Source organism: Paenibacillus sp. FSL A5-0031, from assembly GCF_001956295.1.
GTDB lineage: Bacteria > Bacillota > Bacilli > Paenibacillales > Paenibacillaceae > Pristimantibacillus.
The window spans coordinates 127,454-140,307 of record NZ_MRTD01000017.1 but is presented as its reverse complement, the minus strand read 5'-3'; the positions used below and the strand labels follow the sequence as shown (position 1 = coordinate 140,307).

Below are 12,854 nucleotides of genomic sequence, written 5' to 3'. Positions count from 1 at the left end.
TTTCCATAAATGTACTGTAAACAAAAAAAGTAGTAGAGAGGGAGAGAAAAAGAATGAAAGCAAGGTTTAGGTCTGGTTTGACGATTATGATGGCGGCAATGTTGTTTGTAGTCACAGCCTGCGGAGGCAACAACTCTGGGAACAAAGGCAATGCAGAGGCGCCTTCTGCTACGAACTCAACTGAAGCTTCAGCAGCTCCTACCGAAACGGCAAAAGAACCTGTTAAAGTTGTTTGGTGGCACTCCATGGGCGGAGAACTTGGCAAAGCAGTAACCCAGCTCGTTACAGACTACAACGCTTCTCAAAAAGATGTAGTCGTTGAAGAAGTGTTTCAAGGAACCTATGACGAGAGTTTAAATAAAATGAAAGCATCGATGGATTCCAAATCTGGGCCATCACTCATTCAAGTATACGAAATCGGTTCAAGATTCATGATCGACTCCAAAGCAACTACACCTGTTCAAACTTTTGTAGATGCAGAAAATTATGATCTTTCTCAGCTAGAAGAAAATATTACAAATTACTATACATTTGACGGCAAGCTTCACTCCATGCCTTTTAACACATCAAACCCAATTTTGTATTATAACAAAGATTTGTTCAAAGCTGCTGGACTTGATCCAGAAAAAGCGCCAGCAACTTTTGAAGCGGTGAAGGAAGCTGCTGCTAAGCTTACGCAAAATGGTCAAACAGGTGCTTCATTCGCTATTTACGGCTGGTTCATGGAGCAATTTTTTGCAAACCAAGGCGTAGAATATTTGAATAATGGCAACGGACGTACAGCTTCCGCTACAGAATCGCAATTGAATAACGAGACTGGTGTTAAAACATTGTCATGGTGGAAGGATCTTGTTGACAGCAAATCAGCACTTAACTTGGGACGTAAAACAGATGATACGAAAAAAGCATTCGCAGCTGGCCAAATCGCTATGACCTTAGATTCTACCGCTTCGCTTCGCGGAATTGTAGATTCAGTGGCTGGTAAATTTGAAGTAGGTACTGGCTTCCTGCCTAAACCTGCCGATGCGAAAGATGGCGGTGTTGTCGTTGGCGGAGCAAGCTTGTGGATTCTGAATAACAAGCCTGAAGCTGAACAAAAGGCAGCATGGGATTTCATCAAATTTTTAGCTAAGCCGGAAACACAAGCTTATTGGCACATCAATACTGGTTACTTCCCTATTACTAAAAAAGCTTATGACGAAAAAATCGTTGCCGATAATCTAGCAAAATATCCACAGTTCCAAACAGCAGTTGATCAGCTGCACGCTTCTATCCCTTCCCCTGCTTCGCAAGGCGCAGTGATGGGCGTATTCCCTGAAGCGCGTCAGCTTGTTGAAACGGCGATTGAAGAAGCATTAACTGGCGTAAAAGAACCGCAAAAAGCGCTTGATGATGCCGCTAAAGCGATCACTGAAAAGATTGCTAACTATAATAAAACAGTTAAATAATTTGTGAGCTTAAGCCAAGCCTCGTTCACGGGGTTTGGCTTTTTTTGTCTATTTCCCCTCCATACGTCGGTACCCTCTGCCCAGTTAGTGTCGCTATTTCGTGCCATCTGCTATAATTAATCAGAACACCTGTTTGTCCAACAATGAAATTATTAGGTAATGACCGGTGGCAGCACAGCAGAATACTAGAGCTCTGAATGAGCTTTTACAAGCGAGAATGCCGTTGAGCTAACGGACATTAGATACCTTATTTCTCTACATTCGCTGTTTTTGATGAGCTAACGGACATAGAGACCAATATTGAGCTTCAATTGCCTGGATTAAGCACAAATTTGTTCATTTAACGGATTATATGTCCGTTAGACTCAAGCTTGTACCCATCAACAACGACGCTATTTATGAGTCTTCTCTCGGAAGAACCAGCATCATTTCATTGAAAATGTCATCTTGCAACCATTCTTAACAAAAGATCCGATATAATAGAGGAAGCCACTATCATAATCGGATGCTCAATACTTTTACATAACAGACGAACGAATAACAAATGACGCCATGCATTCTAGTAAACCAAAAGTTAAGGAGAGACCTATGGATATCATTGAAATTGTTACTGATTTAATTGATGAGGATACCGATCAACCGAGGTACCAGTTTGACGAAGAAGCGCTGCAAGAATTAATGAAAAGCATTGAAGAAATCGGTCTGCTCTCGCCAATTAAAGTGAGAACGACAGGCAACGGACGTTATAAAATCATTTATGGGAACCGCCGCTATAAAGCAAGCAAAATGCTTGGACGGCCAACGATTCCTTGTATCGTCTCAACCGTAACGGACGAGATGGAAATATATTTGGAGCAAATAGCGGAAAACTTGACGCGCGAAGGTTTCTCTCCGATCGAAGAGGCCGAGGCGTTTAATAAGCTGTTGAACGATTCGAAGTTTAAGAGCTCCACCAAATTTTTGTCCGGCAAGCTGGGCAAGCCTGAATCGTATATCAAAAACAAATGTGAGCTGCTGAAGTTTGGCAATGCCGTAAAGAAGCTGATCGTTGGCGGCACTGAGATTAGGAAGGATAAGCTGACCGAGGATCAATTGCTCCCTCTTAAGGATTTGCCGATCGAGCACCGCGATCCACTAGCGCTTATTGCTGCAAGAGATGAACTGCCAGTAAGCGACGTAAAAAAAATCGCCAAGCTGTTCAAAGATAAAACGATCTCTGACAGCACGAAGGACAAGCTGCTATTTAAGTCAGGTGCTGGACTCATCGAAACCTGGTCAACTCATGAGCAAAACAAAGCGGAGCGCGCCAAGCCTGTACCTGTTGCCGAGCCCAAAGCAGCTGCTTCGAAAGTAGAAAAGCAAATCAAACAAGAACAAGCTGATTCTGAGCCCGCTCCAAAGACTAGCCAACTACCAGCTTCAGCTGCGTCCATTGAGCTTGCTCTTCATGAGCTGACTGCAGCCCTTCCTTCTCACCTGACTTTGTCTTCGGATATCCTTCAATCCATTGAAGCGATTCGAGCGAGCGGGCAAGTTGATTTCATTCAAGGAGTCAGCGCACTGATCGACCAATTAGAAAAACATTTGGCAGAATGGAAAGCCGTCCGAGAGCTTGCAAGCGCCAAGCTGCAGGCTGTTGCCACAGCGGATTAAACAACCTAAGCGCCCTATGTACATCAAAGAACCAGACAAACACTACAAGTGTGCTCGTCTGGTTCTTTCATTATCTTTTTTATTTATTTCATGCGCTACAAAGATGATCTCTTCACATTGTCCTTCATCAGCTTTGCAATCTGCTTAGATTGAACATCCTTCTGCAATTCCAGCGCATCGATGACTCGTTCTTGTCTTTCTTTGGAATGATTTTGACTCAGCTTCCATTTGCCTTCTATTTTTGAAATATGAATTTTAAATCCAACAATGCCTCTGGATAAATTGTTAATGTATGCTGGGTCAGCTTGGCTTATGCTCCACGGGTTTGGCATGCTTGATTCATAATGGCTAACCGATTGGTCTACGATTTTGAGCAGCTCCGCATGATCTTCAATGAGCTCAACATGACCGTACACATGAACAGCGGTATAATTCCACGTCGGCACGGAATTTGGCGTTTCGTACCAAGAGGATGAAATATACGAATGAGCTCCAGTGAAAACAACGAGTACTTCCCCTTTTAAGCTTGCCCAATGCGGATTTGCTTTTGCCATATGACCATACAAATAACCTTCGCTTTCACCTAAAAGCAAGGGGAGATGCGTTGCACAAGGCTTACCTTCATGTTGTGAAAATAAAACAGCAAAGCTATTCTGCTCCATCAGAGCGTATAATGTCTCTTTATCCGTCACTTCAAACGATTGAGGTATATACATGAAATATCTCCTCTGCATTATGATTATTCAAACTATAGCACAAATTAATTTCCGCTATAAGAAATAAAAATAAGGCGCAATTATGCTTGTCCTCAAATAGGCAAATGAAAAACGACTGCCGAAGCAGCCGCAATACGCATACGATTTCTATTGCTTCAACCAGCTCGGAGCCCACCAGTTCCATTTTCCAAGCATGAGCATTAAGGAAGGCGCCAGCACCATTCTCACGATTGTTGCGTCAATAAATATGGCTGTCGCGATGCCGATGCCGAGCTGCTTTACGCCAACTACTTCGCCAAATGCAAAGGGTGCGGTGACGACGATCATGATAGCTGCAGCCGCGGTTATCACATGACTGACGGAGGAAAGGCCCTTTCGTACAGCCTGCTTATTGCTGCGCGTATTATGAAATTCCTCGCTTATGCGCGAGATGAGAAAAACGCCGTAATCCATACTAATTCCAAATACTAATCCAAAAATAAATACCGGGATCATAATGGCAATGCTGCTCGCCTCAATTCCCAATCGGCCATCCATGAAGACCCATGTCAGAATACCAAAGGATGCTCCTATGCTCAGAAGATTGAGGAGTATGGTTTTGAGAGCAATGAGGACGGAACGAAAGGCAACAAGAAGCACGATAAAATTCGTAACAAATAGAAAGAGCAGCACATAAGCTAAGCTTCCGAAAACATGATCGAATACTTCCTGCTCATACTTTGCCTCTCCTCCAAGCGAGAAGAATATTTTTGATGATTCCCCTCTTCGCTCCCACTCCCTAAGCCAATTCATCGTCTCGCGAGAGGATGGTTCGCCCGCTATCGTCACTTGCAGCAGCATTTGGTTATTTTGCAGAAATGGCTGGAGCGCCGGCTGGAATTTCTTATTTTGCAGTGGCCGCTGCATGATTGTCGTCAAATACTCGGGTGGCAAATTAAGCCTAGAGAACACCGAGTCCACCCTCAAGACGCTCGGATCTTGCTCCAAGCGCTTCGTCAGCTCAAAGGCATTCATCCAATCCGCTTGCTCCAAAAACAGACTATCCCCGCGAGCAATCACCCAAACCTTTGATGTGGAGGGCAGCTCAAAAACAGCCTCTGAAGCCTCAGCGGCCAACCGAGATTCATAGTTTTGAGGCAATGAAGTCTCATCTGGAACAGCAGTCTCCATTCTACTAAGGGGCAACAAGCATAGGATAAGCACGCCCCCTGCCAGCATCCCCATCACCATTGGCCGTTTCATTACCAAACGAGCAAGCCCATCCCAGACGGATGAACGACTGGTACCAATCGGGCGCGTTTTTTTCGTTTGCATGGAAGGCAAGCAAATCGCAAGCAGTGCAGGCAGCAGCGTAAACGCGAGCAGCAGCGATACGGCTACTACTGTCATCGCTCCAAGCGCAATGGATGAAAACATGGGCAGCGGAATCCAGATAAAGCTCAGCAAACCTAAGAAGACACAAGCTGCCGATACAAAAACAGCTCTGCCAGCTGTTTTCATCGTTGCAGCAAGCGCCTGAACAGGCTGCTTGTACCCTCCGAGTTCCTCGCGAAATCGGCTAACGAGCATAAGTGCAAAGTCGATGCTTAGGGCAAGTCCCACCATCGGAATCACATTCAGAACAAAATTGGACAGCGGCAATTTGGTGCCTATACCATATACAACTCCCATAGCAATTGTCACTCCCGTTATACCAATAACGATGGGGAGCAGCGCAATAATGATTTTACGGAAAACGAGCCACAAGATGAGAAAAGCAAGCGGTATGCCAATCAGCTCTGCTTTTGCCAAATCCGCATGACTAGCCTCATTTACATCGCCTTGAATAACTGATTTGCCTGTCACTTTTATCGAAATACCGCTGTGGGCGGGCAAAAGTTGGTTTAACTGCTTCAGCGTATCCTCCATCCGATAAGGTGGAGCGTCGAATGAAAGCAGCGCGTACGCGTAGTTCCCTTTCTGCAGTTCCTGCCGCTCAAGCGGAGAAATGATATTAGTCAGACCCTGAGTCCCGCTCACCTGCCGAAGCGTCTGTTCAATAAAAGCACGAAATCGCGACTTCGATAAGTTGTCCGTTTTCTCGAATAACAGCATGACCGGTGCTTCTGACAGACTAAAATCGGATGCGAGCACCTGCTGCACCTTGGCATAACTTCCCTTTTGCGGATACAAGCCATGGTCTTGTACGACGGAATCCAGCCTAAGCGCATGACTGCCAACTAAGATAAGTGCAATTGACCATAAGAAAATACACACTCGCGGAAAGCGAAAGGATAGGAGTGCTAGGCTGTTCATCCCCATGAATATGCACCTCCAAAGTCAGTCAAATCCGCAAGCTGCTCATTGGCTTAGCCTTTACATCCGGAATGGCTTTAATCTCGTCGCCCGGACGAGCCCCTGTGCAAGTGGAGGCGCTATTCGCGCGGCGTTTGGCAGCCAACTAGAAACGGTCGGCATATGAAATAACCATTGCAGGAAGCTTCCCCATCGCAGCGGCCCCTCAAATTCACGTTTAATTGCCCTAATATAAGCAAGCTGCCAATCAGCCATAGTAAGACTTCCATTTAAATAGCGGTCAGCAAGCGGAGCACATAGAGCAGCGGAGCGAAGTGCCATGGACATTCCATCTCCACAAAGCGGGGGAATCATCGCACCTGCATCGCCGAGAAGCGGAAGCTGATCCCACGCGTGCGGCTTATGGTTCAAATGAACAGGCGCTACTGCCGCCTGCGATCCTTGAACAGACTCCCCAAGCGCGAGCTTCTCATGCAGTCTCGAATTTCGCCTTGCGGCGGCTTTCATGATCCCCAGTATCGTCTTTCCTGCATCTGCAAAGCTATCACGAGCGAGCAGCGCCGAAGCATTCACAAGCCCGTCTTCTACGGGGCATAATCCTAAGTAACCGCCGCGGAAGAAATATAGCTCAACAACCGGCTCCATAGCTATGCCGCGAAAATGGGATTTCACGCCCATGTACGAGGGCTTCGCCGTCTGATGTTGCTTGTAGCCCGGTAATCCTGCATGCTTATTTGCTCCCCAAGCAGCGATGACAGTACGAGCCTCAACTGAGCTGAATTTACCGTTTTGTTTTGTTTCAATGGAATAACCAAAATCAGTAGCCTTCACTGCCGTCACTGTCGTTCCCGTTTGCAGTTTTGCGCCCGCTTGCTGCGCCGCTTGATGGAGCGCGGCATCAAGCGAATATCGACTGAGACCCCATGCCGCACTTGAAAGCGGAATATTAATCTCAGCGCCATTTTCGAAAATTAAACGTATCCGCTCTATCAGGCTTGGTCCCAGCGCTTTAATAGACTCGCTTAAACCAAGCACCTGTAGTGTTCCTTGCGCTTCGGGAGATAAAAACTCTCCACAAACCTTATGGCGCGGAAATGATTGACGATCGAGCAGCAACGTCTCCCAGCCCTTATCGGCAAGCGCTTTAGCTAAGCTGCTCCCAGCTATGCCCGCTCCGAGCACAGCTGCATCCAGTATACGCGTCATTTTACTCAGCTCCGTCAAATGGACTGTTATGTGACTTGCTAATAACGACCGCATATCGGAACAAAGGCCTCCAGCTGTAGCTGATAGAACCATTGCTCAGTTTTTGGCCAAGAAGCTTCCAATCTTTTGCGCGAAAGCCCTTGGCAACCGATAATGGACCGTCATGCAAAATGTATCGATTAGTGGAAATGATCCGAGTCGTCAGCCATACCGCAGCCCATGCGACCCAGTGACGGTGGATGTCATTGATAACCACGCCAAGCCGTGATGCCTTGAGCATACTTGCAGCTGCATGCGGCAGCTCCTCCTCGGAGAAATGATGCAAAAACTGCGTCCCCGTTACGATATCCGCACTGCCATCATCCAAATCAAACAAATCGCCTTGCTTAATCTGGACTCTTGGCTCCTTCTGAAAAAACCGCCTAGCTTCCTCGCAAGCCTCTTCCGTTATATCCACTAGCTGAATAGAAAGGTCAATTCCCCGCCCATCAGCCCACTTCAGCAGCTCATGGTTCACATCGCCTGAGCCCGCTCCAACATCAAGAATGGTCAGGCTTCTCGGCTTATTCGCTTGCTCCCAAAGTCGTTCGACGCCGTAAATCGTCGGTGCGGCTGCAGCAAAAATACGGTTCAGTTGACGAAGCTGACGCAAAGCCTCGTGCAGCTCAGCCCCGCCAATTGAGAAATCATCCATAAGCTCGGCAGTTGCAGCCCGATGACGCAAGCTTCTAGACATAAGCCTCGTCCGCCATTTGCTCTTGATCCCCCGTAAGTACAGCGGGAACATAAGCAATCTTAATCATCTCAGCGGTTAAGCCTGGACCAAATGCGAGTGCAATGCCGCCTACTCGCTCTGAGCCTGTTTCTTGAAGATGCGATCTCATGGCATTCAGCACGAACAAAATCGTAGCAGAGGAGACATTGCCATAATCGCGCAGCACGCCTAAGCTATGCGAGGTTTGCACATCCGTAAGCTCGAACTTATTTTGCAAAATATCGATAATGCCTTTGCCGCCTGGGTGGATTGCCCATAGATCCAGCGCTTCATCCCCGCATAATTGCTTTACTTCCGCAGGTATAAACTCGCCGATCAGCTTCGGAATATGTGGAGAAAGGTATAGGTCAAAGCCGTGGTTGCCAACCTCCCACACCATTTCCTCTGCACATTCAGGCAGCAGAACTGAACGTTCTTCGCCTAGCGCAAAAATAGGCTTGTGATGCGGCTTGCCCTCACCAATAACGCAGGCTGAAGCTCCATCCCCGAAAAATGAAGCGGCAAATAACGATTCCTTATCGCCAGATGGCTGAATATGCAGCGTGCATAACTCGACGCATACAACAAGTACATTAGCGTTATTGTCATTCGATACAATTTGACGTGACAGGCCAATGGCTTTAAGCCCTGCAGCACAGCCGAGAAAATTAAGCGGGATACGGGTGATCGTGGGGGCTAGTCCTAATTGATATATGATCGCTGCATCCATTCCCGGCAAAAATTGTCCGGTACAGCTGACCGTAATGAGATGTGTAATCTCAGCCGCATCAACCTCTCCATCTGCCAAAGCTTGTCTCGCTGCATGAAGCCCAAGCGGAACGGATTCCCGCTTATATATGCCCATACGTTCCGCTGTCGAGGGAGCGGTCTCCGGTGAAGCGCTCGGCAGGTAACGGCATTCAGCTGCTTCCGCTAGCAGATTCGGTTCACAAGTATACCGGCTTTGCACGCCGCATTGCTTAAAAATCCTTCTTCCCCAACGGGCGGAATCCGGCTTATCGCTTAATGCATCGACTAACCTTCGCGCTGTATCCGCTTGATCAACAAGATGAGGCGGAACCGCTGTACCTATCCCTAATATCGCAATACTCGATTGTGAATGCTTCATATCGTAATTTCCCACCCTCTCCAGACAAGCATAATCGGACAAGTATTCTGCTTTTAACAAGTCTATTCATTGCTTCTCCTTGATATGCAAGCGAGTATTACATCGTTTTCCAATCATTTGTAATAAACTTGAAATATAATTTTCATCTCGTTTTAATGAAAGCCTACTATAATGAAAACAACCCCCTTTTGTAATATATATAATGAAGACCCACAGCACCGAATGCTGTGGGTCTCTTTTTGTCTATTTTGGAAAATAGTATTTACCCAAAAAGTGCCCAGTCTACAAAGACTGGGCACTAAGCAAAATATAATATTAAATCATATCTACATATTTACCATACACATATGCTATTTTCCCTTTATACGAAACCTTCACCCAGCCGTACTCCGTTCCTAACACTTCAAGAACAGTACCTTTTGGTACAGCCGTATAAATTTTTGCTTTCGAAGAAGCTTCAGCACGAACATTCAAGAAGTATGCTGTAACCTTTGCTTGCTTCTTAACGACCGGCTTTACTGTAGGTTTAGGATCAGGTTTAGGATTAGGCTTAACTGGTTCCTTTGGAATGATTACTTCCGGAGTAGTTACCTCTGGGGTAGTCACTGCTGCCTTAATCGCCGCATTCAGTTTATGATAGAACTCGCCTTTTGTCTTCACGCCGGCAAATAGACTTTGCTCCACCTTTGCTTTGTTAGACAACTCAGCTATTTCATTTTCAGTGACCGCATCCAAAATGTTAATTGAGGCTACATTGGTATATTTGCCATCCTCCGTCTTCGGAATCTCCAATATACCGGTATTAATAAGCTCAACTACATCAGCACGTTCAGGAGATTTCGTATCTACACCTGTAATTTTCCAATTGCTTTGAATTTTAGGCTCGTATACACCTTTTTTCACGTCTTTTAGGTACGCAATGGCACGATTACGAATGGTTCCGTCCATTTCGCCAAATGTGCTTGCATCCTTCGAAGACCAAAGCTGCTCAAAGCTGCGTCCTTCAAGTGCTCCACCTTTGGCTTTAAGAGCATCCATACGATATGCGTTCATACCGAGTTTGACTACATCGTCCGACTTGATGCTGCTGCCATCCATTTTACGCAAGTTCGTGATTCTACTGCCAGCAGGCTTCGTTAGATCAATTTCATATTTGACGCCGCCAAAAAAATCGTTGGTGCTATATTTGGAAGCGCGGCGTGTCTTATCAAAGCTAACTGTTACATCGCCAGGTCGTGTTGAGTTAAAATAACCTGCTGCCCATTCCATGTAATCTTTCAAATCTTTACCCGTTACTTGGTAAACGGTAATTTCTCCTAGAGCAAACTGATAGTTATAGGCAATATCTTTTTTCTTAATAGGACCTACATCCAGCCGCGCCTTATCGTTATCAATCTGATGAGCAACGACATCTGCCTTGCTGTAATACAACATGACCTCGTTAAAGAAGTCTGATAACGGTGTTTCCTGAATTTGTACAGTCGGAATATCATTAATCTCATTTTTAGCTACAAGATTCATTCCTTTAAGCTGTGCCACCTCGATATTCGCATCTGCCCTTGCAAAATCGTGATACGGCTGCAGTGTGGATTCCAATGCTGGATCCGATACTTCAGTCGTTCCATCCGCCGCTTTAACAGGCAATGCAGCAGCTTTCTTATCTTTAAGAACTACCTTATCACCTTGCTTCGTGAACGTAAGGTCGATACGAGAAACATGCGTTCCGTATTTATCCGGTTCAACAATTAAAACGCCATTCACCGTATCCTCTTTAATAAGCTTATGCATGTGGCCTGCAAAAATAGCAGCCAGCTCCGGGTTCGCATTGGCAATATCAGCTACGCCAGTACCTGGTACACCATTTTCATTCTCCAGCCCCATATGCATAAGACCAACCATTACATCTACTTTGCCTTCTAATTCCTTGATTGCTTTTTTCGTTTCATCAACAGGATTTTTGAATACAATGCCGTCTAGATGATCTGTTCCTTTTTCAAACTCAGTTGTCATTGGCGTATCCATTCCAATAACTCCAATTTTTATGCCAGCTTTTTCGATAATGGTATACGCAGGCAAGAATCGATCGCCATTGTCCTTATAGATGTTCCCGCCCAGTCTTTGACCTTTATACTGAGTGGTAATCTTATTGAACACATCGAGCCCGAAGTTGAACTCATGATTGCCCATTACCCATGCATCATAGTTCATTTCATTCATGGCCACCATCATCGGAGACTTCGGTTGATCATTAAATAATTCAGCCGAATTGCCCTGAATCATATCCCCTGCATCCAGTAAAACCGTATTCGGGTTCTCTTCGCGAACTTTTTTGATCATTGTAAATAACTGCGTTAAACTCCCCGTGGGATTGGGACCGTCAAGAGCATAATCCCAAGGCATAAACCGTCCGTGAATATCCGAAGTACCTAAGATGGAAATCTTGGTATCCGTGCTTGCCGATTCAGCTGCTTTTACCGAACCCGGAACAAAATTGACAACGCTTCCAAACAACATGAGAGCAGCAATCACTAAACTTACTTTTTTCTTCATCTTCATTATGACTCTCCTTTGGTGGTTTGGATGACTAGTAGGAACGTTTTCATTCTATAGTATAGCTTGTATTTTGGACATAGCCGAAACGAACTTATTTATTGCAAAAGCGGCAACAGCGAAACAAGCTCGACAAGAAATCGAACTCATTTCGCTGTTGTTTTTCTGTACTGCCATTGGATCTTTTGCTATTAGAAAGAGTGCTTTTCCACATAGTTTCGTGGATGCTAAGTGTTACGGACGGGTAAGCTCAACCAATACAACCTCTGGACGATTAAATATTCTTTGCGGAAAAATGCTATTGCCGAGCCCGCGGCTGACGATCATCGTTGTGCCGCCTTCCACATATTTGCCTCCGTCATACTTTGGCAAGAAGCCTTGCCCCGGGGCCACGAGCCCACCCAAAAAAGGCAAGCGCACCTGTCCGCCATGCGCATGGCCGGAGAAGGTCAAATCAATTTTGTGCTGCGTGTAGACCGAAAAAAGCTCCCGGCGATGCGATAAAAGGATAGTGAGCGTGTCGGAGTTGTTTTCCGATTCGGTTGCTTGCATAGCAGTCGCCATATTTTCATTCAGCTTCGCAACATCGCCATCAGCCTTTAAATTAAAAACCGGATCATCTACGCCAGCCATTCGAATCTCCCCATTACCCAGCTTTATCATTTCGCTTTTGTTACGCATCACGTGGACGCCCAGCTCTTTCAACGCCTTCTGTAATGCGGTTAACCTCGGGCCATATTCATGGTTTCCGGTCACATAGTAGACAGGAGCCAGTTCCGTCATTTTGCGCATCAAGGTAAGGCTAGTTTCTGCATTGTATCTTCTGCTATCAACCAAGTCGCCTGTCATCACAATGAGGTCCGGCTTCAGCCGTTTTACTTTGCTCGTAATTGTGCTTTGCTCCTTGCCGAAAGACTTGCTGTGAAGATCAGTTAAGTGAACGATACGATAAGAGCTGACTCCTTCAGGAAGCTTCGCCGAGCTGATTTCATATTTTGTTATTCCGATCGCATTATTCTCGTAATAAAGAAAAGCCGCTACTACAAGAATAGCTAGTGGTAATATCCAGAACAAACGTTTTTTGGTCATGCGCATTACTGCAA

Annotated in this window: 9 protein-coding genes; 2 read left to right on the top strand and 7 right to left on the bottom strand. The window is 45.8% G+C overall.

The annotated features are described in order from the left end of the window. Positions 1-53 precede the first annotated feature (53 nt). On the top strand, positions 54-1,448 hold the full coding sequence (locus BK120_RS25970) for an ABC transporter substrate-binding protein (protein WP_076270406.1): 1,395 nt from the start codon (positions 54-56) through the stop codon (positions 1,446-1,448). A gap of 588 nt (positions 1,449-2,036) precedes the next feature. Then, positions 2,037-3,101: a ParB/RepB/Spo0J family partition protein gene (locus tag BK120_RS25965; RefSeq protein WP_076270405.1), complete on the top strand. Its 1,065-nt coding sequence runs from the start codon at positions 2,037-2,039 to the stop codon at positions 3,099-3,101. Between the two features lie 95 nt (positions 3,102-3,196). Here BK120_RS25965 and BK120_RS25960 read toward each other — a convergent pair whose 3' ends face one another. The 7 genes from BK120_RS25960 to BK120_RS25930 form a co-directional block, all read right to left on the bottom strand. Then, positions 3,197-3,817, bottom strand: coding sequence for an FMN-binding negative transcriptional regulator (locus BK120_RS25960; RefSeq protein ID WP_076270404.1), 621 nt, complete (start codon positions 3,815-3,817; stop codon positions 3,197-3,199). Positions 3,818-3,964: 147 nt separating this feature from the next. Continuing rightward, on the bottom strand, positions 3,965-6,118 hold the full coding sequence (locus BK120_RS25955) for an MMPL family transporter (protein ID WP_256711028.1): 2,154 nt from the start codon (positions 6,116-6,118) through the stop codon (positions 3,965-3,967). A gap of 54 nt (positions 6,119-6,172) precedes the next feature. Next, positions 6,173-7,318, bottom strand: coding sequence for an NAD(P)/FAD-dependent oxidoreductase (locus BK120_RS25950; RefSeq protein WP_076270403.1), 1,146 nt, complete (start codon positions 7,316-7,318; stop codon positions 6,173-6,175). A 1-nt stretch (position 7,319) separates the two neighbouring features. Beyond that, a complete protein-coding gene (locus tag BK120_RS25945) occupies positions 7,320-8,054 on the bottom strand; it encodes a methyltransferase domain-containing protein (RefSeq protein ID WP_076270402.1) in 735 nt (244 codons plus the stop codon). Further along, complete coding sequence (locus BK120_RS25940) at positions 8,047-9,201, bottom strand: type III polyketide synthase (RefSeq protein ID WP_076270401.1); 1,155 nt, start codon at positions 9,199-9,201, stop codon at positions 8,047-8,049. Before BK120_RS25940 ends, BK120_RS25945 begins: the two co-directional genes overlap by 8 nt. 315 nt (positions 9,202-9,516) lie before the next feature. Further along, positions 9,517-11,760 carry a 5'-nucleotidase C-terminal domain-containing protein gene (locus tag BK120_RS25935; protein ID WP_483874406.1) on the bottom strand — a complete coding sequence of 748 codons (2,244 nt, stop codon included), beginning with the start codon at positions 11,758-11,760 and terminating at the stop codon, positions 9,517-9,519. 225 nt (positions 11,761-11,985) lie between these two features. Further along, positions 11,986-12,846 carry a metallophosphoesterase gene (locus tag BK120_RS25930; RefSeq protein WP_083682454.1) on the bottom strand — a complete coding sequence of 287 codons (861 nt, stop codon included), beginning with the start codon at positions 12,844-12,846 and terminating at the stop codon, positions 11,986-11,988. Positions 12,847-12,854 lie beyond the last annotated feature (8 nt).